At 43.8% G+C, this 24,037-nt stretch carries 24 protein-coding genes; 11 read left to right on the top strand and 13 right to left on the bottom strand.

Annotated elements, in window-relative coordinates; genetic code table 11:
• From R7Q39_RS20195 to coxB, 4 genes are read right to left on the bottom strand one after another with little or no spacing between them, the layout of a single operon-like run.
• Positions 1 to 885: a cytochrome c oxidase subunit 3 gene (locus R7Q39_RS20195; protein WP_005385214.1), complete on the bottom strand. Its 885-nt coding sequence runs from the start codon at positions 883 to 885 to the stop codon at positions 1 to 3.
• A 51-nt stretch (positions 886 to 936) separates the two neighbouring features.
• Positions 937 to 1,476: a cytochrome c oxidase assembly protein gene (locus tag R7Q39_RS20190; protein WP_005385211.1), complete on the bottom strand. Its 540-nt coding sequence runs from the start codon at positions 1,474 to 1,476 to the stop codon at positions 937 to 939.
• Positions 1,477 to 1,496: 20 nt separating this feature from the next.
• A complete protein-coding gene (gene ctaD / locus R7Q39_RS20185) occupies positions 1,497 to 3,128 on the bottom strand; it encodes a cytochrome c oxidase subunit I (protein WP_033906818.1) in 1,632 nt (543 codons plus the stop codon).
• Positions 3,125 to 4,288 (bottom strand): cytochrome c oxidase subunit II, encoded by a 1,164-nt coding sequence (gene coxB / locus R7Q39_RS20180; protein ID WP_017821602.1) that lies wholly within the window; start codon positions 4,286 to 4,288, stop codon positions 3,125 to 3,127. The genes ctaD and coxB overlap by 4 nt, the downstream gene beginning before the upstream one ends.
• Positions 4,289 to 4,618: 330 nt before the next feature.
• Between coxB and R7Q39_RS20175 the strand changes: the two genes are divergently transcribed.
• Positions 4,619 to 6,313, top strand: a complete 1,695-nt coding sequence (locus R7Q39_RS20175; RefSeq protein WP_017821603.1) for a phospho-sugar mutase — start codon at positions 4,619 to 4,621, stop codon at positions 6,311 to 6,313.
• 98 nt (positions 6,314 to 6,411) lie between these two features.
• Here R7Q39_RS20175 and R7Q39_RS20170 read toward each other — a convergent pair whose 3' ends face one another.
• Together R7Q39_RS20170 and R7Q39_RS20165 are read right to left on the bottom strand one after the other, a co-directional pair.
• Entirely contained in the window at positions 6,412 to 6,834 is a 423-nt protein-coding gene (locus tag R7Q39_RS20170) for a GNAT family N-acetyltransferase (RefSeq protein ID WP_005375519.1), read from the bottom strand.
• Between the two features lie 79 nt (positions 6,835 to 6,913).
• Complete coding sequence (locus R7Q39_RS20165; protein WP_005375522.1) at positions 6,914 to 7,546, bottom strand: LysE family translocator; 633 nt, start codon at positions 7,544 to 7,546, stop codon at positions 6,914 to 6,916.
• A 229-nt stretch (positions 7,547 to 7,775) separates the two neighbouring features.
• Between R7Q39_RS20165 and R7Q39_RS20160 the strand changes: the two genes are divergently transcribed.
• From R7Q39_RS20160 to R7Q39_RS20150, 3 genes are all read left to right on the top strand, one after another.
• A complete protein-coding gene (locus R7Q39_RS20160) occupies positions 7,776 to 8,603 on the top strand; it encodes an AraC family transcriptional regulator (RefSeq protein ID WP_005385198.1) in 828 nt (275 codons plus the stop codon).
• A gap of 79 nt (positions 8,604 to 8,682) precedes the next feature.
• Entirely contained in the window at positions 8,683 to 9,393 is a 711-nt protein-coding gene (locus tag R7Q39_RS20155; protein WP_054574397.1) for an AzlC family ABC transporter permease, read from the top strand.
• On the top strand, positions 9,393 to 9,704 hold the full coding sequence (locus tag R7Q39_RS20150; RefSeq protein WP_005385193.1) for an AzlD domain-containing protein: 312 nt from the start codon (positions 9,393 to 9,395) through the stop codon (positions 9,702 to 9,704). Before R7Q39_RS20155 ends, R7Q39_RS20150 begins: the two co-directional genes overlap by 1 nt.
• Here R7Q39_RS20150 and R7Q39_RS20145 read toward each other — a convergent pair.
• Complete coding sequence (locus tag R7Q39_RS20145; RefSeq protein WP_017635857.1) at positions 9,701 to 10,315, bottom strand: fumarylacetoacetate hydrolase family protein; 615 nt, start codon at positions 10,313 to 10,315, stop codon at positions 9,701 to 9,703. The genes R7Q39_RS20150 and R7Q39_RS20145 overlap by 4 nt on opposite strands.
• Before the next feature lie 221 nt (positions 10,316 to 10,536).
• Positions 10,537 to 11,595: a porin gene (locus tag R7Q39_RS20140; protein WP_017821605.1), complete on the bottom strand. Its 1,059-nt coding sequence runs from the start codon at positions 11,593 to 11,595 to the stop codon at positions 10,537 to 10,539.
• 609 nt (positions 11,596 to 12,204) lie between these two features.
• Between R7Q39_RS20140 and R7Q39_RS20135 the strand changes: the two genes are divergently transcribed.
• The 3 genes from R7Q39_RS20135 (at position 12,205) to R7Q39_RS20125 (ending at position 15,155) form a co-directional block, all read left to right on the top strand.
• Positions 12,205 to 13,176: a porin gene (locus tag R7Q39_RS20135; protein ID WP_136976480.1), complete on the top strand. Its 972-nt coding sequence runs from the start codon at positions 12,205 to 12,207 to the stop codon at positions 13,174 to 13,176.
• A gap of 463 nt (positions 13,177 to 13,639) precedes the next feature.
• A complete protein-coding gene (locus tag R7Q39_RS20130) occupies positions 13,640 to 14,497 on the top strand; it encodes a DMT family transporter (RefSeq protein WP_167415928.1) in 858 nt (285 codons plus the stop codon).
• Positions 14,498 to 14,540: 43 nt separating this feature from the next.
• The gene (locus R7Q39_RS20125) at positions 14,541 to 15,155 is read left to right on the top strand and encodes a glutaredoxin domain-containing protein (protein ID WP_005385185.1); all 615 of its coding nucleotides are present in this window, start codon (positions 14,541 to 14,543) and stop codon (positions 15,153 to 15,155) included.
• A 127-nt stretch (positions 15,156 to 15,282) separates the two neighbouring features.
• Here R7Q39_RS20125 and R7Q39_RS20120 read toward each other — a convergent pair whose 3' ends face one another.
• The 3 genes from R7Q39_RS20120 to R7Q39_RS20110 form a co-directional block, all read right to left on the bottom strand.
• Positions 15,283 to 15,417 (bottom strand): hypothetical protein, encoded by a 135-nt coding sequence (locus R7Q39_RS20120; protein ID WP_017635854.1) that lies wholly within the window; start codon positions 15,415 to 15,417, stop codon positions 15,283 to 15,285.
• A 133-nt stretch (positions 15,418 to 15,550) separates the two neighbouring features.
• On the bottom strand, positions 15,551 to 15,898 hold the full coding sequence (locus R7Q39_RS20115; RefSeq protein ID WP_005375501.1) for a hypothetical protein: 348 nt from the start codon (positions 15,896 to 15,898) through the stop codon (positions 15,551 to 15,553).
• A 176-nt stretch (positions 15,899 to 16,074) separates the two neighbouring features.
• The gene (locus tag R7Q39_RS20110; protein ID WP_017635853.1) at positions 16,075 to 17,268 is read right to left on the bottom strand and encodes a multidrug effflux MFS transporter; all 1,194 of its coding nucleotides are present in this window, start codon (positions 17,266 to 17,268) and stop codon (positions 16,075 to 16,077) included.
• Between the two features lie 105 nt (positions 17,269 to 17,373).
• On the opposite strand from R7Q39_RS20110, the gene R7Q39_RS20105 reads away from it, so the two are divergent.
• Positions 17,374 to 18,261: a LysR family transcriptional regulator gene (locus R7Q39_RS20105; RefSeq protein ID WP_025768470.1), complete on the top strand. Its 888-nt coding sequence runs from the start codon at positions 17,374 to 17,376 to the stop codon at positions 18,259 to 18,261.
• Between the two features lie 184 nt (positions 18,262 to 18,445).
• The gene (locus R7Q39_RS20100; RefSeq protein ID WP_318076714.1) at positions 18,446 to 20,266 is read left to right on the top strand and encodes a putative bifunctional diguanylate cyclase/phosphodiesterase; all 1,821 of its coding nucleotides are present in this window, start codon (positions 18,446 to 18,448) and stop codon (positions 20,264 to 20,266) included.
• A 106-nt stretch (positions 20,267 to 20,372) separates the two neighbouring features.
• Here R7Q39_RS20100 and R7Q39_RS20095 read toward each other — a convergent pair whose 3' ends face one another.
• The gene (locus R7Q39_RS20095; protein WP_017635851.1) at positions 20,373 to 21,656 is read right to left on the bottom strand and encodes a peptidoglycan DD-metalloendopeptidase family protein; all 1,284 of its coding nucleotides are present in this window, start codon (positions 21,654 to 21,656) and stop codon (positions 20,373 to 20,375) included.
• A 124-nt stretch (positions 21,657 to 21,780) separates the two neighbouring features.
• On the bottom strand, positions 21,781 to 22,410 hold the full coding sequence (locus R7Q39_RS20090) for a hypothetical protein (RefSeq protein ID WP_017635850.1): 630 nt from the start codon (positions 22,408 to 22,410) through the stop codon (positions 21,781 to 21,783).
• A gap of 200 nt (positions 22,411 to 22,610) precedes the next feature.
• Here R7Q39_RS20090 and R7Q39_RS20085 point away from each other — a divergent pair, with 200 nt between their 5' ends.
• Positions 22,611 to 23,012: a GFA family protein gene (locus R7Q39_RS20085; protein ID WP_017635849.1), complete on the top strand. Its 402-nt coding sequence runs from the start codon at positions 22,611 to 22,613 to the stop codon at positions 23,010 to 23,012.
• A 153-nt stretch (positions 23,013 to 23,165) separates the two neighbouring features.
• On the top strand, positions 23,166 to 23,837 hold the full coding sequence (locus tag R7Q39_RS20080; RefSeq protein WP_005375484.1) for a YoaK family protein: 672 nt from the start codon (positions 23,166 to 23,168) through the stop codon (positions 23,835 to 23,837).
• The last annotated feature ends 200 nt before the right edge of the window (positions 23,838 to 24,037 follow it).

Raw genomic sequence — 24,037 nt, 5'->3', positions numbered from 1 at the left:
CTAAAGTACGTAAACAAACACAAACAGACATAACCAAACCACATCCACGAAATGCCAATACCAGCTGCCCGCTTGAAAGGCAAAATGGTTCTTTGGCGAAAAGTGATCTTTAGCGATTCTGAACAGCAGCACGATCAAGAAGATAGTCCCAAGACAAACGTGTAAACCGTGGAACCCCGTCAACATGAAGAACGTGTTACCGTAAATACCGGACTGCAACGTGAGCCCTATGTCTTGATAAGCATGAACATACTCAACCGCTTGGTAATATAGGAAAAAGCCAGCAAGTACGATGGTTATCTCTAACCAAACAATCAGTGCCGTTCTTTTGTCTTGTTCAAGGCTTATATGCGCCATATGTAGCGTAATAGACGACAATAGCAGCAAGATAGTATTGGTAAGGGGTATGCCCTGCCACGGCATAGCTTGTGTTGTTTCTCCTCCCGGCGTCAGTGTGAGTGGCCACATCGCTTCGAAGGTTGGCCACAGGACTTCGTTAGTCATGAAGTTATTATCTGCCCCACCTAACCAAGGCACAGAAATCATTCTGGCGTAGAACAAGGCACCAAAAAAGGCACCAAAAAACATCACTTCAGAAAAGATAAACCAGCTCATTCCTTGGCGAAAAGAACGAGTAATTTGCGAGCTGTATTTTCCACTCAGTGATTCAGTAATCACATTACTAAACCAACCAGCCAACATGTAAAGCAAGAACAAGAAGCCCACCGCTAGCACAATGCCACCAATGGTTCCCACTGCACCGTCACTTTGTGTCCCCTGGACGGTCATGCCTGCGCCAACAGCAACCAAAAACAGAGCAAATGCACCGATGATCGGCCAGCTACTTTGAGCGGGAACATAATATGTTCCTGGCTTGTTACTCATAATTTCTCTCCTTACTGACCAACCTTGGTCTGTATCTCTCTCCCTGAGTGGCTAAGAGCCTGTAGGAGGGGGAAGTTTATAGAGTGTGTAAGACAGCGTTAACGTGTGTATAGACTCCGGCAAGTCCGGTTCGATATAAAAAATCAACGGCATTTGAGCTTGCTGTTTACCATCCAGAGGCTGCTGGTTAAAACAAAAACACTCAATCTTATTGAAGTAAGCAGCTCCAGTCCCGGGAGAAACAGAAGGAACGGCTTGCCCCACCAACTTCTGCCCGCTTTCATTAAATGCAAGGTATTCGGTTTGCACGACTTCACCTGGGTGAACATCCATCGAAATCACTTTGGGTCTAAACTCCCAAGGCATATCTGGGCTGACATGCGCCATAAACTCCACGCGAACAGTTCGGCTCATGTCCGGTTGCATACCTGTCGGTTGAATGGCGGCTACTTCACTTGTCTTTCCATTGATTCCCAGTGCGTCGCACATCACGTCATAAAGTGGGACCAGTGCATAGCCGAAGCCAAACATTAACAGGGTCGCCAAAAGCAACTTCACTGTGAGCTTCTTGTTTGATGGATTCGGTTTCATGTCACTCACCCCACTCTTTGCTAGTCAATCTTAGGCGGTGTAGTAAACGTATGATGCGGCGCAGGGCTTGGCACTGTCCACTCTAAACCTTCCGCACGTTCCCACGGTTTTGCAGAAGCCTTCTCCCCGCCACGAATACACTTGATCACCAACCATAAGAAGATCAGTTGTGACAACCCAAATGCAAACCCACCAATTGATACTATTTGATTAACATCAGCAAACTGAATGGCGTAATCCGGTATGCGCCTTGGCATGCCTGCTAAGCCTAGGAAGTGCATTGGGAAAAACAGGACATTGACGGAAATAATTGAGCACCAGAAATGCCATAAACTCAGCTTGTGGTCGTACATATTGCCCGTCCACTTAGGTAGCCAGTAGTATGCCGCTGCCATGATCGAGAATACCGCACCAGATACCAACACATAATGAAAATGGGCAACCACGAAGTAAGTGTCATGATATTGGAAATCCGCCGGCACAATCGCCAACATCAGTCCCGAGAAGCCGCCAATAGTAAAAAGCACAATAAAGGCAATGGCAAACAACATTGGCGTTTCAAATGTCAGAGCTCCACGCCACATGGTGGCAACCCAGTTAAAGACTTTCACCCCCGTTGGTACCGCAATCAGCATAGTGCAATACATAAAGAAGAGCTCAGCAAAAACTGGCATCCCCGTGGTAAACATGTGGTGCGCCCACACAAGGAAAGATAACAATGCAATGCTGCACGTCGCGTAAACCATCGAATGATAACCAAACAGCTTCTTACCACTGAAAGCAGGCAGAATAGCGGAGATGATTCCAAACGACGGTAAAATCATGATGTACACTTCTGGGTGACCAAAGAACCAAAAGATGTGTTGGAACATTACCGGGTCACCACCACCAACTGCGTCAAAGAAGCTAGTCCCGAAATATTTGTCAGTAAGAACCATGGTCACCGCACCCGCTAGTACCGGCATAACCGCGATCAACAAGAAAGCGGTGATTAGCCAAGTCCAAACAAACATTGGTAACTTGAACCAAGTCATTCCCGGAGCTCGCATATTTACGATCGTCACGATAACGTTGATCGCGCCCATAATGGAGCTGATACCCATGATATGAACAGAGAATACAAACAGCGCAGTGCTATCCGGGCCATAAGTCGTGGACAGCGGAGCATAAAACGTCCAACCAAAATCAGGACCGCCACCAGGTAAAAACAACGAGCTCAACAAAATAAGAAATGCAAAAGGTAAGATCCAAAAGCTCAAGTTGTTCATACGCGGCAGCGCCATATCTGGAGCGCCGATCATCATCGGGATCATCCAGTTAGCAAGACCCGTAAATGCTGGCATCACCGCACCAAATACCATTACTAAACCGTGTACCGTGGTCATTTGATTAAAAAACTGCGGATCGACTAACTGTAGCCCTGGCTGGAACAGTTCGGCACGAATGATCATAGCCATCGCACCACCTGTTAGAAACATCGCAAAGCTAAACCAAAGGTAGAGGGTGCCTATGTCTTTATGGCTTGTAGAATACAACCAACGAGTGATGCCCTGGGGTGCATGATGCTCGTGACCATCATCAATCGCAATCGTACTGTTCGCACTGGCTTCTGCTGGCGCAGACTTCACTGCCTTATCTATTGGCTTACTCATATTTCCTCCTTAGCACTGCCTTGTGCCTTAAAGGCATTCACATCGGATGCTTGCACTGTATCGCCAGTATCGTTGCCCCATGCATTTCGTTGATATGTGATAACCGCGCCAATTTCTTTGTCACTTAACTGATTAGAAAAAGCCTGCATTGCGGTGCCAGGGCGACCGTTGACAATAATATCTATGTGCTCTGTAACATCTCCGGTTGCAATAGGACTGCCTTTAATCGCGGGAAATGCACCCGGAATCCCCTCACCATTTGCCTGATGACACACAGCGCAACGCGCCGTGTATATCGATTCGCCTTGCGACATCAATTCGTCCATAGATAAGTCTTGAGAGAGCGCTTCTTGTGCCGCCGCTTTTTGAAGTGCGAGTTCTTGCTTCTTACTCGCTAGCCATTCATCGAACTTTTCTTCTTCCATCGCATGCACCACCACTGGCATAAATCCGTGTGCACGACCACATAGCTCCGCACATTGGCCGCGATATACGCCTGGCTCATCAATTCTTGTCCATGCTTCATTAATAAAACCTGGAATGGTGTCTTTCTTGACGGCAAAGTCCGGTACCCACCAAGAGTGAATGACATCATCAGAAGTCATCAAAAAACGCACTTTGCGATTCACAGGCAACACCAAAGGGTTGTCTACTTCCAGTAAGTAATGTGCGCCTTTAGCTTCGATTCCATCAATTTGTTTTTGGCTGGTGGCAAGCAAACTAAAAAACTCAACATCTTCGCCAAAATAGCTGTAATGCCATTTCCATTGCGAGCCTGTGATCTTGACCGTGATATCCGATTGGCTTGTATCTTCCATTGCTACTAGAGTTTTTGTTGCGGGAATCGCCATAGCGACAAGAATGATGATGGGTATGACCGTCCAAATAATTTCCACTTTTGTACTTTCATGGAAATGTGCGGCAACTGCTCCTTTTGACTTGCGATGACGGAAGATGGAATAGAACATCACACCAAAAACAATCAAAGCAATTACACAGCAGATATAGAAAATCAGCATATGTAATTCATACACTTGCCCACTTATCTCTGTGACCCCTTTTGTCATGTTGTAGTCATTTTCCTTTGACCAACCAAAAGAGGAAAATGTGATTAAAATCACATTCAGTGATAAGGCTAGAGTAGTCGTTAATCTTTTCAAAAGATCTCTCCTCTGCTCAGCCGCTGCGCCTACGCGAGCTTCCTTGCGTCCCGATGCAAATATCGAACAACTTTACGAAAAATCACAAAAACTACGATTTCGACACGGTTTGTTATATTTATGTTAAAAGGCTAGTTATAGTTCCAAGGTTCTTCAAGAAATTAAATATGATTAAATTTTGTTCGGATAAGAAAAATTAATTCGGTTTATCGATTGCCCTCTTTGAAATGTAATTGAGAACCATTTACATTGATTTAAAAGAAAACATTGAGATACTTACCAAACGAAGTGTCCAAGAAAGTAGGCTCCACCTACTAAGGAATGACTGATATGACAGCACTAATTACTCAATGGCTAGAACGAGACCCTGATCCTAAGACTCGTGAAGAGCTACAACACCTCGTCGATACGAACAATGAACAAGAACTTACTGATCGCTTTGGCTCACGCCTTGCCTTTGGTACTGCAGGCTTACGTGGCAAAGTGGGCGCAGGTCCAAACCGAATGAACCGCTTGGTGATTCAAGAGACCGCCACTGGTTTAGGGCACTATTTGCTTGAGCAAGTCAAAGATGCCGCGAGTCGTGGTGTCGTTATTGGCTACGACGGTCGTCCCGATTCAAAACAATTCGCGCATGATACCGCATCCGTACTGACGGCCCTTGGTATCAAGGTTTACCTAACGTATGACGTTGCAGCAACCCCAATTGTCGCGTTTGGTGTCCGTACATTGAATGCGGCGGCCGCTGTTGTTGTTACTGCCAGTCACAATCCACCAGAATACAATGGCTTTAAAGTATATTGGGAGAATGGCGCACAGATTATTCCTCCGCACGACTCTGGAATCGCAGCGAAAATTGATGACGCAACAACGAAGCCATTACCTTTAATGTCTCTCGATGATGCAAAACAGCACGGTTTGTTAGTTTGGTTGGAAGACGACTACTACCAAACTTACCGTAAGACAATGAATGAAAACGCGCTGCTTACTCCTGACAACAACACCGATATTTCTATCGCTTACACTGCGATGCATGGCGTTGGCGCGAATATGGCGGAAACGCTACTTGCCGACGCAGGCTTCCAAAAAGTGGCAAGTGTTAAGGAACAGCGCGAACCTGATGGAAGCTTCCCAACCGTCAACTTCCCAAACCCTGAAGAAGCCGGTGCAATGGATATGGTGATGGCGTTAGGTAAGTCCGTAGATGCCGATATCGCTTGCGCTAACGATCCAGATGCGGACCGTTTTGCCGTGGCAGTTAAACGCCCAGATGGCGAGTATCAAATGCTAACGGGTGATCAGGTGGGCTCACTGTTTGGCGATTACTTGTTGGAACAGCAACCTAACGCTTTGGTTGGCAACACCATCGTATCCTCAAGAATGCTGAGCAGCATCGCTAAGGCGCATGGCGCACAATACTATCAAACATTAACTGGCTTTAAATGGCTTACTAACGTTGCCATGGAACAAGAGACAGAAACCAACCCATTCTTGTTTGCTTATGAGGAAGCGCTCGGTTATACCGTGGGTAACAAGGTGTGGGATAAAGATGGTTTATCTGCAATCGTCGCGTTTTCACAGCTAACAGGCAAGCTTAAAGCGCAAGGCAAAACACTGTGGGATAAACTGGAAGAGCTGTACCGCGAGCACGGTTTCTACTTCAACGCACAACGCAGCATCGCTCTCGACCCGAACTCTCCACCAATCGGCGACAAACTCCGAGCAAATCCACCAACAGAGATTGCTGGTAAAAAAGTTGCAGTAACCGAAGATCTAAAAACATCGGTTCGCATGTTTGACGACGGCTCTGAAGAATCCATTGACTTACCGGCAAGTGACGTATTGATTTATCACCTAGAAGATCAATCACGCGTGATTGTTCGTCCTTCTGGTACTGAGCCAAAACTAAAATGTTACTACGAAGTCATCAACCTCTTCCCTGCGGATATGAGCTATGAGCAAGCACAGCAAGCAGCAGAAGCGAAGATGAACGAACTTATCGACGCGCACCAGCAAAGTTTGTAAGTCAAAGAGAAACATAGATATTTGATACAACAAGAGGCGCAAATTCGCGCCTCTTTTTTGATTTTCACTAGAACAAGTCAAGCTAACCCGTGCTTTCCCTAGCCTACAATTTCCTTTTGTAGAAAGTACTTGTGGATGCCCTCTGCAGGATAGCCTGAGTACTGCCCCACTTTCTCAAAACCCAATTTGAGATAGAACTCAAGAGCTTGAAAGCTGTAGGTATCCAAATAAACATGGGTAACCCCATGAGGCTTTACTTTTTGTTCTAGCATCGACATTAATTGACTACCGAGACCAGAGGTTCGACTTTCAGCGTCTACCCACAAAAACTCCACAAACACCGTATTTTTAAACATTTCGCCAGTCAAGCCACCCATGATCTTGCCATTCTCATCTTTTGCGAAACAGCCTACAGCATGCACTTCCCCTTCAGGTAAATGCAGTCGGTTATAAGATCGAATACCTTCACGAACAAAATCAAGGTCTGTTTGATCTGGATTTAAACAAAATTCAAGCTTCATATATCCTCTCCTTAGGAAACACCAATATCCTAAAACAAAAAGCCAGCAATTGCTGGCTTTCTGATGGAATATGATAACTTTACAAGGCGAAACTACTCAGCATCCACAACGCCAGAATAACAAACACTAACCCCATTAGTTTATGTTGATACGTGCGGAATTTTTCGTTCTCGAGCAGCCCTTTGCCCAATGTGCCTGCTAACCCAACAAGTAATAAATTGAATGACAAGCCAAGAACGTTCAACAATAACCCTAGCGCTAGCATCTGCTCACCGGAAGATGCCGTGATATTGCTTGAGACAAACTGCGGCAAAAACATCACAAAAAAGACCAAGGCTTTAGGGTTGAGCAAATTACTCATCAAAGCACGTTGATAATAAGTTGATGCCATTTTGTTTTGACCATCAAGCTCTGGAGCCGAAGATGCCTCAGCTCGTAAGCAGTCCCAACCCATTTTTAACAAGTAAGCGCCACCTAGTAGATGAAGGACTTTAAGGGCTATTGGGCTCATGGCAATCAGGGTAGATACTCCCATCGCAGCAAGCAAAGTAAGAATAACACCAGACGTCGCATTGCCTAAGCTAGCAAAAAGACCGACCTTCTTACCGTAACTCATACTAGAGCTCGCTATCAGCAACATATCGGGCCCTGGTAACAGCAACAAAGCCACTACTGCGGTGAGATAAACAGGAAGTACAGATAAATCAATCATGATGGAACCGCTTTTCTACAACAAGGCGGCGAATGTTATACCAACAAAATAACATCATCCAGCCCAAAATAGCCAAGATAAGTCAAAAAATAAAAATCATAGTTTGCCCAGTTGAAAAGTAGCAATCAATTCGCCTGTTTATCAAAATCAAATAGCAATTTTGTACAAAAATAAGCACGATGGATCCGTTACACTTCTAAAATGATTTTCTTGAGCAGACCGGATAAAGATGAAAGAAAAGAATAAGGAAATCGCTACCTTCAAGATAGCTCAAGAGCTCGGCGGTTTAGAACTTCTCGATGCAAAGTATGAGAAGCAGAATTTTTCACGCCATAGCCACGAAGGTTACACTATTGGTGTCATCGAAAAAGGGGCACAACAATTTTTTAGGACGGGCGGGAATCATATCGCGCCACAGGACAGCATCATCCTTGTTAATGCAGATGAAGTACACAACGGGCATTCAGCCTCGGAAGGCGGTTGGGAATACAAAGCAATGTACCCTGTACCTCAGCAGTTTCAAACTTTAGGACAAGAGCTTGGTTCACCAAATGTAGCTCTGCCCTATTTCCCTCAACCTGTGGTTTACGATCCTGAGCTGGCTAGTCAGTTACGATTGGTATTTGAAACACTAGAAAAATCAGACAACCGTTTATTGAGAGAAACTTTGGTTTACGGCACGTTGATCAAGCTAGCCAGTAAACACAGCACTCATCGGGCACCACTGAAAGAGTCAACCAGAGCTCAGCGACAAGTGCAGCTCGTCAGAGAATTTTTGGAAGACTTTCCACAAACGGACGTCTCACTAGAAGAACTCGCCAAACTGTCTGGATTAAGCCCTTTTCATCTGCTGAGAGAGTTTCAAAAGCAATTTGGCTTTCCGCCTCATGCCTATCAAATTCAGCAACGTTTACGTATGGCGAAGAAGCTACTAAAAATGGGACAAAAAATTTCAGACGTGGCACAAGAATGCGGCTTCCATGATCAAAGCCATCTGCATCGACACTTTAAAAAAGCCATGGGCGTCACTCCCGGCCAATACGTCCGTCACAGCTAAAGCAGCAATATTGTACAAGGCGTTATGCGACTACCGAGCTATCTTGGTAATCTGATTTAGGAATAAATAAGAAGAAACTATGGACCACACTTTGCCGTTACAAAAAGAATCAAAAGCCACGCTATTTTGGCAAGGTACACTTGCGATGATGCCTCTGAGTATCGCAGTGCTCCCTTGGGGCTTACTCGCAGGCTCATTCGCAATTGATACTGGGCTTCACCCTTTGGAAGGACAAGCACTATCCGCCATTCTGTTCGCAGGTTCTGCACAGCTCGTCGCGATGGGTATGATTAAAACGGGAGCAGGTCTAGTGACCATGTTACTGACAACGTTTTTTATCACCTCTCGACACTTCCTCTACAGTGTATCGATGCGCAGTAAAATTGCACCGCTCCCTCTAAAATGGCGATTATCACTCGGCTTCTTACTTACTGACGAGCTGTTTGCGATTGTAGGCCACCATTCCGATAAACAATTTAATCGCTGGTATGCACTTGGGGCTGGTCTGAGTTTTTACCTGTTTTGGAATGTCGCGACATTGACGGGCATTATTGCGGGAAGTCTAATCCCTGAACTGAACGAAATGGGTTTGGAATTTGCTGTAGCCGCTACTTTTATCGCGATAGTAGTACCCACCATTAAAAATGCAGCGGTGCTCGCGAGTGTTATTGTGTCTTTGGTGAGCTCAGTTGCCCTAACCTATTATCAAATTGAGGGAAGTTTGATGATTTCGAGCATTTTAGCCATGCTTACTGGTTACTTTGTGGAACAAGTAAAGGAGAAACGCTAATGATCATGTTGGCTATTTTGCTGATGACGGTACTTGTTTTCACCAGCCGCTACTTGTTTTTAGAACCCAAGCTACCATTGCGATTAGGGACGCGCACTCAAAAAGTACTCAATTACGCTAGCCCCGCAGTACTGACTGCGATCTGGGCACCGATCGTTTTCATTCCCGATGGGGAGCTCAGCGTCAATGTGCAAAACCCATTTTTACTGGCTGCCGTACTGGCTGCTTTAATCGCGTATTTTACTAAAAATGTTCTTTTAACGACGGTTATCAGTATGGTGGTATTTCTCGTTCTACGAATTTGGCTTTAATCCGCCAACCACTCAATCTCCAACAAGGTGACATCGCCACACTTTAATCGACCAAGGAAGATGTCACCTTCATGTACCTCACCAACGCCCTTTGGTGTACCAGTCATCACTACATCGCCATCTTGAAGTGTTGTGTAACTGGTTAATTCATCCAGGATAGTTAGCGGCGGATAGAGCATTTGGTTAACGTGACCTTTTTGTACACGAACACAGTTGATTAAGAGCTCAAGGTTAAGATCATTGATATCAATGTTATCCAAAGAGACAAACCGACTAAACACAGCAGAGCCATCAAATGCCTTAGCTCGCTCCCACGGCAACCCCTGATTTTTAAGCGAGGATTGCAAACCACGCTTGGTCAGATCCAATCCCAAACCAACCGCTGAATAACGTCCATCCTTGATCAAAAAGCAGATTTCAGCTTCATAATGAAGGGGCTCTTGATGGAATGAACGCAGAGTTGTTGATACGGAAGTTGCGGGTTTATTAAATACAACCATTTGCTCAGGCATTGCATTATTAAGCTCATGAATGTGTTCAACGTAATTTCGTCCAACACAAAGCACTTTACCCACTTCTACTTTCTTTTCTTCAACTTGAATAACACTCATCATTCTTCCCTGCAAAACAAAAATCCCATCATAATCTAACCTATTGACTTAACGACACTAAATAGCAACCTCTAGTGTAAAAAATAAGACATTCACCCCGTTTTGAGTTTTGTATCATCTAATTGAAACAGCAAAGTATTTGTAAAACAAATAGACAAAAAAGCCAGCACGAGGCTGGCTTTAGATCAATGAGCTTGAATAATAGTTCTCGCTAAACCCTATTATAGGTAGTAACGAGCACCTAACGCCCATTTGTCATCAGTTTCACGACCATTGTCGTCATTTAGGTCAAACTGGTAACCCGCGTAACCAACAAATTTAGGCGTGAAGTTGTATTCTGCTTGTAGTGCCATTTCTTCACGAGCAGTTTCTGTTTTAGAGTTCTTAAACTCTTTACCTTCCACCATCTCATAGTTAACACTCAAGTTTAGGCTGTTTGCTAGAGCGTATGCGATGATCGCTTCGTATGCATCACTTTCTTCTAAACGGTCGCCTTTTGCACTGAAGTTCATGTTTTCGTTTGAACCATAAACCGCAGCAAGGAATAGGCCTTGGCCGTACGCACCGTAAGATGCTGATACAACGTGTGATTCCGCCGTGTGCTTACCTGCATATGCAGGGTGCTGGAAATCGCCGCCATTGTAAGAGTAACCGATTTTAGCGCCCATGATTGAGTAAGAAAGCGCAGCTTGCACACGGTCATCGTATTTAGCACCGCCAGTTATAACTCCAGCATCGTTGCGCGTGTAATCATCGTTTGCACCCTGCCAACCAAGACCAAAGTTGATCACACCCGCTTCACCCAGCTCGATGGCATTACGGTAAGAAAGCATTTTATCCGCACGGCCAGTGCCAAGGTTTCCATGATCGTCATAGATGAAGTCGTTGGCAAACGCGATTGGCATATCTGCAATACCTGCGACATCGTAGTAAGGTGACCATTGCGTACCACCTACTGCACGACCATAAACCTCATGCGTTATACCTAAGTAACCTAGACGAGTTTTAAACGACTCTTCACCACCGTCTAAGTAGTTTAGCGCCCATTCACCACGTGCGTCTGCGGTGAAGCCATTACCCAAATCCTGTGTCGCAGAGATATTGATACGAGGAGAGTTAGTACCCACATCCGTGTCACCTTGCTCTGATCCATTTAAATTAACAGAAACGTGGCCGCCCATCGAAAATGTTGTGCCATCGTTATTATATAGTTCCACTGCAACTGCTTGAGTACCGAAGGTTGCTGCCGCGATTGCCGCTGCTAATAATTTTTTATTCATTTCTAAATCCATTACTTATTAGTTGGTTAGTCAGTTTTAGACCCGGCTTTGGTTCACTTTCGTAAAAACGAAATGATGAACAAAGAGAGGAATACAAAGGCTATCCGAGGCATCGTTTCCACCAGATTAGTTTTACCTTTGTGTAACAACTGCCGACACTTTATTTGATTAGTTCCTGACAACCGAGTGAAAAGATCTCAGACAAAACCTAAAAAGCAATCGTTTACTTAGTCTTCAAGAAATCGAGAAATAAAAACCTTACAATAAGAAATGCTTTAGAGAGAGTTAACTCACAAATAGCTGATGATTCGCTATTTTTAGGCCAAACTTCCCTGCCAAATTGAAATGTTTACTTACATTTAGGGTCAAGAAGCAATTCAGGAACTTTTTGAAAAAAACACAGTCTTTAACGGAGAGGAAAAAACCTCAAAAAAGATAAACCTTTCTTTTTATAAGTGGTATGAGAAGGGGAACTTATTCTTTCCAGCAATAAAAGTGCAATCAAATCATAACTTAACAGAAATCTATCTTTCATTTTCAGCCTTTACCTTAGCGTCATCAACACATCGGGCAAGAAAGCCCATCGATTACAACTAGGGTAATAAGAAAATGAAAAAGGCAGCACTAACTACTGCAATTCTTACAGCATTGGTATCAGCACCATCATTCGCAGCAACTGTATACAAAAACGACGGTACTGAATTAAAAGTTGGCGGCCGCGTTGAGTTTCGTGGTGACTTCATCGGTTCAGACGGTGCTGAAATTGAAGGTTCCATGGAAGATAAAAGCCGTGCTCGTCTTAACCTAAAAGGTAAAACAGACATCGGCAACGGCCTTTCTGCTTTCGGTGTTTACGAAGCCGAACAAAAAACGGGCAAGAGTGAATTCAAAAACCGCTACATGTATGCAGGCGTCGACTCTGATATCGGTGCTTTCTCTGTAGGTCGTCAAGACATGGCTGCAGTCATCATCTCTGACATGACGGATATCACAGAATTCTCTGGTGTTCAGCAAGTTATTGATTCGTCGTCTGATAAGCAAGACAGCGTTTTCGCATACCGTGGTGCGTTTGATGCACTACAACTTCAAGCAACCTACCAAGCAAACTCTAGCGATAACGAAGATAAATACGGCATCTCTGGAATGTACTCACTACCAATGGGACTCGACTTTGGTCTTGCATACTCTGGTGGCGATGTAGATAAAGATAACTCTGAAGATCAAATTCTAGGTGGTATCGCTTACTCGATGGACAACCTTTACCTAGCAGGTACTTATTCTCAAGGTTCCCTGACTGACTCTGAAGACTTTACGGCTTACGAGCTAGTCGCAAGCTACAAAGTAGCAAGCAAAGTGACACTTGCAGCTCTATACACAGCTCAAGAGAATGATCCAGACAACGGTTCAAAGTACGACACAGTTGAAGGTATCGAGCTTGTTGGTTACTACAAACTAAACAGCAACTTCCGTACTTACCTGTCTTACTACATCAACCAACTTGATGAAGCAAAAGATGCAACAACAGGTCTAGTAACAGAAGGCGAAGATACACTGCGCCTAGGCGTACGTTACGATTTCTAATTCACTCTTGTCCTAAGAGCGAGTCCACTTGGCCAGCACCTTTGCTGGCCATTTTTATTTAACCCAACACAACTCGATAAGTTTTCACACTATCCAAGCATCGCTCAGCAATGAAAAACGAGCGTAACGACGCCTACTTCTGCCCTCTTTTAATGCGATTGATCACTAAGTTAGTGCATTTCATCTAATCGACAACACAGAAAAACCAAAAAACCATTTAAAATCAAACACATAAAAGTTGGCACGTGTTCTGCAATATTATTTATGCAAATGCATGGCAGCGTTTGTGCTTCTCGTTCTTTGTACCTGTTATAACAGGCACGTCCTTTGAATTGGTAATGTCGCCTCCCTCTGGGAGGCATTTTTTTATTGGCGCGAAAAACAATAGGACGTATGATCCCGCCACCTCTATCAAACTGGAATTTTTCAATTGAATCATCATCCTGTTCAAGGTGCGTCCTGGATGCTAGCAGCTGGCTTGGCATTCGCCATAGTGAACAGCTTCGCCCAAATTGCTAGCATCAACTTTGGTGTCTCTTCCACCACATTTGCGTTATTCCAATATGCAATCGCCTTATTTGTTATTCTGCCCTACCTACGTACACTTGGGATTAGACGTTCTTTAAGAACCCAACACTTTGGCTGGCATGCATTCCGCATTTTTCTCTCTGTTATCGGGATTCAACTTTGGTTATGGGCTCTCGCTTACCCAGTTCCAATTTGGCAAGGCATTGCACTTCTCATGACCTCTCCGTTATTTGCCACAGTTGGTTCTGGCTTGTTACTCAAAGAGAAAGTAGGTACTGCACGCTGGCTCGCTACATTGACGGGGTTTGTTGGTGCCATGATCATTCTTGAGCCTTGGGCAGACTCATTTACATGGGCGACCCTGCTCCCTGTTGGCGCCGCATTTTTCTGGGCAGCGTATTCATTAATGGTTAAAAAAATGTCGGTAAACGATCCGCCTTCAACCATGGTCGTCTATTTATTACTGCTGATAACGCCATTTAATATCTTGTTAGCGATACCGACGTTTACTATGCCAGATACGTGGACGATATGGGGTGTGCTTTTAGCCGCAGGTGCACTTACAGCACTCGCTCAATGGGCTATCGTTAAAGCATATGCAGTAGCAGACGCCTCATTTGTGCAACCATTTGATCACGCCAAACTGCCTTTGAATGTTGTTGCTGGTTGGTTGGTGTTTGGTTGGGTGCCACCTGGTCGTTTATGGTTAGGTGCTGCGATTATTATTGCATCTATTGCGTTTATTACGCATTGGGAAGCGAAAAAGACAAAGTTAGTTGAAAGAAAAATCTAATTTAAAAGTTCTATATTTTCAGGAAAGGAAATGAGGAACCCATATGAGTCAACCAATCAAAATTACACTGTATCGCTGGGCTGGTAGTTGGGGCCCATTCAAAGTCAATATTCCTTGTGGTGAATGTACATTAACCAAAGATATTTTAAAGGATACTTTTGAAAACGAACTAGCCGATGTGCCCGTTGAACTTGAAGTAAAAGATTGGTTATCGCACTGGTGGGAACCATTAAAAGCTGGTGCTTGGCATGCACCCATTCTTCTTGTCGAAGGGAAAGTTATCAGCCAAGGAGAAGCATTGAATCGGGGTGTGCTTGTACAGTCTGTTATTGCTGAGTGGGTAAAACGCGATGAGCTAAAAGGCAACATTGTTTATGGTAAAGCAACTTGCCCTTACTGTGTCAAAGCCAAACAATTACTTGACGAGGCTGGCGTTCAGTATGAGTACCATGATGTAGTTAAAGACAGCGCCGCCTTATACCGCATGATTCCTGAAGTAAAAGCCATCATTGGCGAAAAAACACCGGTAACAGTGCCGCAAATCTGGTTAGATGGAAAATATATTGGAGGCGCTGACGATTTAGAAAAGTGGTTATCAGCAAAGGGGCTAGATAAAGTGCCTAACAATGTTGTGGAGATACCAAGCCAATCCGCGTAATTCTAGATTTAAATGTCATCAGTCTTTGAGTAGCGTTTTGCCAATGTTGTGCAATATGTTGGCTACTTACTAACAACAAAACAGAGAAAAGCAAAAAGCCCTGATTTTTCAATCAGGGCTTTTTAAATTATTTCGCCAGTTTTTTAATAACACGAGCAAAAACAGAAGCTTTTTTCTTCTTCGCTTTACCGTAAAGCGCTTTGTGCATCGCGTCTTTTGCAATCATCTGGCCAATATAAGCACCACCAAGTTCGTTACCCATGACCTTCTCCTGAATGTATTGACTTAACTATGTTGTAATTTTACACCACAATTAGATAAAAACAAGACTCCAGTCACATTTATTTTGTAATTAACTTTCAGTTTGATTTTCGTGGATTTCTTGAAATGAGCGTCTATCGCTTAGGTTGTTGGTATGTTTTTCCCGCTGCGACGTACGTATCTTTCTGTTTGATTTCAAAGAATGTTTCAAAGAACCACGCAGCAAACTTGATCAAGTGATCGCCTTCATTCATGACGTGCTCTACGTATTCTTGCTCTTCTCCGGACTCATCTTCTTGAGTGGTAATATGGTAAATACGTTTCTCACCATCAACTTCTGCAAGGCCAAACTGACCCGTTAGGGATTGCGCCGCTTGTGCAACTTCTTCTTCCTCACACGCCTTCAAGATTTCAAGTGCCTTTGGCATGCTTTCTTGCTGAGTAATTTCTTTTACCAGTGTTTCAAATTCGTTTTGTTGCATTCTTTCACCTAACGATTAGAGATCGGATAGCCATTGGGCAGAAATGTATTCCAAGCTTGAGAGAAGTATCAAGGTTCGCCCTCTTCCTTTCAAACCAAGTCATTCAGTATACACAACAGGCCAGACTTAATTTAGCTGCGCATTTTAGAAAGCCGACCTTCTGGTTGCAAGTATATTCAGATGGAAGTTTCTGCTTGAACCGTCCCTTCTGGCACTTTACGAAATTGGCTTAGTACAAGAACAAAGCAAGAAAGTAACGCAATAAACAAATAAAACACCCCAAGCTGCTGCTGATTCGTAACCCATGAGTCTACTAAGTACCCACCAAACAAACCTGCTAAACACATTTGAATAGAACCAGATAGCGCAGAAACCGCGCCTGCCTGTTGCTTATGTGGTGAAAGTAGCAAACTGATCGAGACCGGGAATGACATTCCTTGAGCAAAACTTAAACACGTGAATGCCGTCAGCAATGAAAATACACTGAAGGGTGTAACCAACAACATGAAGCCAGCAATAGCAACAATCGCGAAACTCATCAGCAAGATTTGCTGAGCTTTGTAACGAGCGTTGATCAAATTCAGCACTAAGCTACCCGTCAGCAAACCAACTGATGGTATGATCATTAAAGAGCCGTAATCTGCCGCCGTTAATCCTAACTCTTGTTGCATTAAAAATGGATACAAGGAGAGCGTAACCAGAGCCGATAAATAACTAAGCCAGTTGTAGCTCGCACTACCAATCACTTGTGTATTCGTTAACAGACGCAAATAGTTCGCGCTTACTTCGCCTACTTTAAATTTTCTCTTCGGATAAGGCAGCGTTTCTGGCAGCACCAATAAACCAAGTGTAAAAATTGCCATTAAGTAAATCAGCACAAACACGAAGACAGCATGCCAACTCAGGTGAAAAGCAATCCAGCCACCAAACAGCGGAGCAATAATTGGCATCACTGAAGCAGTGACTGAAATATAAGATAGCGCTTTGGTTAATTGCATACCGTCATAACTATCACGCAGTACTGACCGACCAAGTACCGAAGCGCTGCCCGCTCCTAGGCCTTGCAGTAACCGTCCCGCTTCAAGGGCAACAATGTTGTCCGAAAACGCGATGCAAATAACCGTACCAACTAGATATACACTTTGCCCCAGAATAAACACCGGCCGACGACCAATCGCATCAGACAATGGGCCGTAAAAAAGCTGAGAGATACCGAAGCCAACGAGAAATAGCGTGACGAGATTCTGAATCGAATGTTGCGGCAAATTCAAGTCATGACCAATCAATGGCAAAGAAGGAAGATAAATACTAACGCCAACTTGGCCTGTGGCAATGATCATCATCGCTAATAACAATGGTGTTTTACGCAAACGTTCCTCCTACTTTGTGACAGATTGATGGCAAACAGTGTATATTTGATACTCAAAGATGATAATCAGCTAAGTTGGAAAGGAATTAATTCCCAAGGAGATACAATGGACTGGATTCAAAGCGTGAAGAGTTATATTCGTGTGGTCGAAGAAGGTAGCTTTAATGCAGCAGCGCGGAAACTCAATACCACCAGCTCAGCTATCAGTAAGCGAGTTCAATGGCTAGAAGATAAAATTGGCGTTCAACTACTCAAACGTACGACCCGCTCAATTAGCCAAACTGAAGCTGGTGCTCTGTTTTATCAACGAGCAAAAAGTCAGCTTGATTCATGGCAATCGGTATTAGATGAAACTCGCTCAGTCAACCAATCACCAGCGGGGCTATTAAAAATTGGGGCAACGTTGGCCGTTGGTTCTAAATTTCTAGTTCATTATCTTGATGATTTTCTTGATAAATATCCAGACATCACACTTCAATTAACAACAACGCTACCAGGTCAATTGCCAGAGCTAAGCTTAGACCTGTTTATTAGCCGGGAATTAGAGCAACTGAACTCTCTAAGTTTCAAAGCTACTGCACTTTTCGAACATAAAGCCCAGTTTTACGCCGCGCCTAGTTACCTAAAGAAATATGGCACACCACAATGCGTTGAGGATCTGACAGAGCATAATGTCCTGATTTGGGGAGAAAAACCCTCACGAGAAATCAAAACAAATCGAGGCAAACGTATCAGCTTGTCCGGTAACTTTGCCACGACCAACCCAGAAGCGCTGTTTCATGGTGCCAAAAGAGGCATGGGTATTTTGATGACGAACAACGTCATGATCAAAGATGATCTCAAATCCGGCGCGTTAGTCCCTATCCTGCCCGATATCACAGCGGATAAAGCCACTGTATATGCCTACTATCCAAAGCTGGATTATCAGCATACCCGAACTAAGCTATTCCTCGATTATCTCAAATCACGATTAGAAGAGGAGAAGCGCGCCTAGCTTAGCGTTTTTTATCGCTATAGCTTTAAAAGGTTCAAGCATAAAAACATGAAAATAATGATTTGTTCGTTCACAAAATTTGAAAAATCTGCCTTAGTAACCGATAGTTTATTTGATGCATATCAAATAATAATTCGTCGTGTCTTACACGATATGTTAATAACAACGCTAGGTGAAATGCTCAATGGGTCAGGTACAAATCAGTTTCCACAAAATTGATGAGATATTGAAGCTAAACGGCACGGCTCAGCTAAACCGAGTCACGCTAGATATTCATCAACACTTGCAGAGCCATTGCACTTGCGTTGTAGAAGTTGCGCATCTTCAGCATTCGGCTCATACCATTTCCTTCGCCAGCAATGGAAAAATTACAGACAACCTAAGCTACCACCTTTCAGGCACCCCCTGTGAAAAAGTGGCGAAAGACATTGGCGAACATATTTTCTATCAAGACCAGGTATACAAGCGTTTTCATGAAGATCAGATGTTTCAAGAAGATGGCATTCAAGCTTACATTGGCCTGCCATTGAAGACACAAAATGGCGAAGTTCTGGGAATTTTACTGTCTACCTTTACCCGAAGCATCCACGCGAAAGAAGCGCAAGATATCCTCGACTTCCACCGATTTTATGCCAATGTCATTATTCATAGCTTACGTGAAAAGTGGGTCAGTGAACGTTCAGATAAGCTTCTTAATCAGCTTAGCTATGAGGTATCGCATGATAACCTAACTGGACTGCTCAACCGTAGCTGTTTAGCTGATACCTTGGAGACATTAACGCAGCAGGCGACTCGCCCATTCAGTTTGGCGTATCTTGATATCGATAATTTCAAATCGATCAATGATATCAACGGAAACTATATCGGCGACCAAATCATTAAGTTCACAGCTAACGCCATTCAACAGAGCTTGTCGTCGCCAAACAATGCGTTCCGTGTTGCAGGAGATGAATTCGCCTTCATCACGTACGACGAAGATCCTGTCGCCGTGTGTCAGGAAGTACTCGACAAAATTGAAAGCGGCTACAGCGACAAATCTAACCGGATTTCTTTCACCGTTAGTATTGGTATTGCACGTGCCCCAGTACATATGTTGAACAGCGATGAGCTGATTTTGAATGCCAGTCTCGCTCTCAAAGATTGTAAAAAACACCGCGATACACGGATTCAGCATTACGACACACACCTTAGTGCGTTATACCACCGTAGGACGCAGCTTATTGAGGCAATGCGAATCCAGCTAAGTACTGATATACAAGACAGCGATGAGTTGTATGTAGTGGTTCAACCGATCGTTGATATCACGAGCGACCGCTGGAATTACTTTGAAATTTTGACTCGTTGGAATAGCAATATCTATGGAAATATCTCTCCAGCGGAGTTCATTGAAGCTGCCGAACAATCAGGCCTGATTATCGAGTTAGGTGAACGGATTATTGAACTCGCGTGTATCGCAAAGCAAGAACTCGAAGCGAACCTAGGCTATAAAGTCAAACTCTCCATCAATTGCTCAGCGTATGAGCTGGTTGATTCCAACCGTTATATTAATCACTTAACCAACATGGTTGAAAAGTATCAGCACGAAGCAAAAGACTTTGTTATAGAGCTCACCGAGACCGTCTTACTCTCACAAAGTGGCCGTGAACAGATGGTACTTAACTCGTTGCGATACTTGGGTTTTAAAGTCGCACTGGATGATTTTGGTACGGGATACTCAAGCTTGAACTATATACACAATTATCCGATTGATAGCATCAAAATCGATGCTACCTTTGTGCAGAACATGCTCTCAAATACAACCTCTGAACAAGTAGTGTTTTTGATAGCGCAATTGGCAGAGCTGCTTGATGTGGATTTGATTGCCGAAGGCGTAGAAGACGATAGAGCACTGCAAAAGTTAATTGAAATGGGCTGCCACTACATCCAAGGTTATTTTTACTCTCGTCCACACAGTGTTGAAGAAATCGTACACCTGATAAATGAACGTGAAGTACGGAGTGCCTAACGTACTGAACAGACTGCTGTCATAGAATTCAAATCTAGTTAATGCACAAAGTAAAAGAGACCAAGCTATGCTTAGTCTCTTTTTGTTTTTTGAGCGAAGTACTTTATTACAGCACTGCTTTCTCTTTATCGCGTAATAGTTTATCCATTTCATCTCTGTTCGCGACAAAAGTAGCCATCTCTTTCTTAGGAACAGAACTCGCCATTGGGATATTTGCTCGCATAGCGTTAACTGGACGGCCGTATTCAATCAACTCATAGTGAAGGTGTGGCCCAGTCACTCGACCTGTTTTACCAGAAAGACCGATACGCTGGCCTCGAGAAACCTTTTGCCCTTTCTTCACCAAAATCTTACTTAGGTGTAAGTAACGGGTTTTGTATTTGCTGCCGTGCTCAACAACCACGTAGTTACCCGCATAAGGGTGTTTACGAGTCATGATCACTGTACCATCACCAGTAGAAACGACGGGTGTACCGGTTGGTACAGCAAAGTCAGTGCCGTTGTGCGGCGCAACACGCCCCGTTACTGGATGTAAACGATTAGGATTAAAGCCAGAACTGATACGCCAACGACTACTTACAGGGTAACGCTGGAATGCGCGCTGTAAGCTTTCACCTTTGGCATTGTAGAATTGACCATCAGTATGAAGGTAAGCGGTGATCTCGCGGCCGCGATTATAAATCTTAATCGCTTCAATTTCGTTCTTACCTGTTGGTACACCATTGATGCTTTGTGAGCGACGAACAACTTCAAATCGATCACCTGCACGAAGATCACGTCCAAAGTTAAGTTGTTCTTTGAGTAAGCTTACGACTTGACTCACTTCCGCCGACGTTAAACCTAAACGACTCGCAGAAGAAGAAAAACTGCCTTGAATAACGCCAACTAAAGGCTCTTGGCTCCACACGCCAGGAATGGAAATATCAGTAAAGTCATAGCTACCATCACTATTCAGCTTGTAGACCACTTTATCTGCAATAGAAAATTGCAGTTCCATTTTCGCTAACTCGCCTGTCGCATCATCACGCCAGAAACGGAGCGTATTGCCCGGCTTAAGTGTATCAAGTGCCAAGTAGTTCAAATCCGTTTCCATTACTTTCATTAACGAGCTGTAACCGAAACCGAGCTGACTAAAAATAGTGCTTAGGTTGTCACCTGCTTGGATTTGATATTCGAAGTTCGGGGGAGTGACAACTTCGGCAGTTGTCGCATCAAGAATTTTTTCAACGACCTGAGATTCAGGTAGGTTCAATGCGATGGTTTTGGTTAAAGATGACTCTTTGAGAGAGTGAGAAACACCAATCGCAACTAAAACTGGCAAGGAGTATAACAGCAGCGCTCTACGACTTGTCAGATTCGGCAACCGTCTTGTAATTTCATTTGTAGACACGGGAATTACTATCTCCTTTCAAACAAGGCTCATAGCTTATGCATTCCCGAATAAGAAATCACTAGGAAATTTCGAGATCTAGCGCAGAAAATACTGAATTTTTACAGAACTCAAAAAAAATTCATCACTGTTGCATATGTAAGTTATTCCCTACACGCTGTAATGTGGATGAATTGAATTGATTTGGCGTGTCTGCCATTGCTTGATCGTCACCGTGCGCTAAATATGAAAGCGTGATAGTTGTATCACTTTTCCATTCGAGCTGAGTAAATTTCACGCGGTCACCAACAAAAATACTGTCTAAAAGTACAACTCGGCTCGGCACGGGGTCAAACTTGAACAAGCCAACATAGTTAAACGAACCGCTACCTTGTGTCGTTACAATCATCGGTGCAACAACCCATGAAACACCTTCAATCTCACGCTGACTAATCGACGCAGTTGGGACAAGTACCTGACCTTTCGTCGCACCTGCATCATAGTCACCTATCAAATAGCCGTTTTCTTTATCCCACTCATCAAGAAAAGTGACCGCACCCTGCTCGGGGACTTGTATCGTCCAAGGATTACGTGCAGTGATACCAAGCGTCTCTTGCACAATAACGTTAGTTTCTACTTCTGTTTGAGGAAACTTAGCCATGATCTCGTCATCAGACAAACTAAAACGATAAACACCTGCGATCACAACCACAACTAATAAAACGATTGGAATAAGTAGAATAAGTGGTATCGGCAGGATTTTTTTGTGAGTCATGAAAGCTTCCTTGTTTCAAGGTATAAACGAAAAGCGAGTATACCATTGTATACCCAAATGATTTCACCTCTTCAAGTGTTTCAAAATTAAACTAAACTGATTATATCCAAATAGTTTCAAGTCCAGAGCTCATAACGAGCTAGTGACACAAGCTCTGTGCTCTAGGTCTATTGGTGTATTGGGACAAATAGGTAATCACGATGACAAAAACCATTCATACATGCGAGTGCGCCTGCGGTTTAGTTGAGATCCGTTGTAAGGGAGAGCCCACCCACACGTCTGTCTGCCATTGCTTCGAATGCCAAAAACGAACTGGCAGTGTTTTTGGGGTACAAGCTCGCTTTGAAAAAGAGCACGTTACTTTAAACGGTGAAGTCACTAGCTATACCCGAATTGGCGATGATGGCAGTGAGGTTCAGTATGACTTTTGTCCATCCTGCGGCACGACAATGAGGTTGTTCGTTTCTGCATACCCGGAAATCATGATCATTCCCGTCGGTCTATTTACCGATAAAGAGTTCCACCAACCTACCGTTTCAGTCTATGAACAAATGAAACACGGGTGGGTGAGTTTCGAATGCACAACGGAACACATCTGCTAGCGAGCAATCCGCGTTCACGTATTTACTTTGGCTCGGACAAACGACCTATAAGTGAGATTTTTTTGAGAATGATCAATCGAGTTTTACTGTAAAGGGTTTCGTAACTCGGTGTGAGCGTTATAATCGGCTCCTAATATTTGGTTGGGGTTTATTGTGATTTCCAGACTTCCTCGTTGGGTGGAATATGGCGCGTTTCTACTAGCTCTTCTCGCGGGCTGCGTCAACGCCGTTGGTCTTCTCGGCTTTCAACACCAAGCGATAACTCATCTTTCGGGAACCGTAACTCAGCTAGGGAACAGCTTGCTAACAGGTGTGGATAGCTCCATTCACCTGCTCTTCATCGTATTTAGCTTTTTGATTGGCGCTGCCTTTAGCGGCTTTTTTATTGAAAGCAGTGCGTTAAAACTAGGGCGAAGATATGGTGTTGCACTGTGCATAGAAGGGAGCTTGCTCTTACTCAGCTTGGGCTTTTTGGTGCAAGGGGATTTGTACGGCCAATATCTAGCATCAGCAGCATGTGGATTACAAAACGCAATGATCACCACGTTTAGCGGCGCAGTAGTCAGAACCACACATATGACCGGAATCATCACCGATCTAGGGATTATGATTGGAGAGAGCTTGAGAGGTCGTCAATTTGACCGACGTAAAGCAAAATTATTCCTATTCATTTTCTTTGGCTTTTTGTTTGGCGGCGTCGCGGGAGCGGCTCTATTTACGGTATATGGTTTATATACGCTGGTTTTCCCAGCAATATTGGCTTTTTCTACAGCTCTGATTTACTGGAGTTACCTATACATACTTAGCCGTCAACAAAAAGCATAAAATTTCGATCCGATTGAAGCGACATGCTTCAATCAGATTTGGCTCAATAGGTTCACACTGCAACGGTACAAGAAACGCTGAACGGTATTTTGACACCACTAAAAACCTTAGAATAGATAAGGCTAACTGAATTTCTGGCAAAGAAGTTAGTTAGATCAAAATCACATTTGTTTACCATTTTATTATTCCAGTCACAATGC

It is taken from the genome of Vibrio sp. 947, assembly GCF_033339115.1.
GTDB lineage: Bacteria > Pseudomonadota > Gammaproteobacteria > Enterobacterales > Vibrionaceae > Vibrio > Vibrio alginolyticus.
The sequence above is the reverse complement of the archived record's forward strand: the minus strand, read 5'-3'. Positions and strand labels throughout refer to the sequence as shown.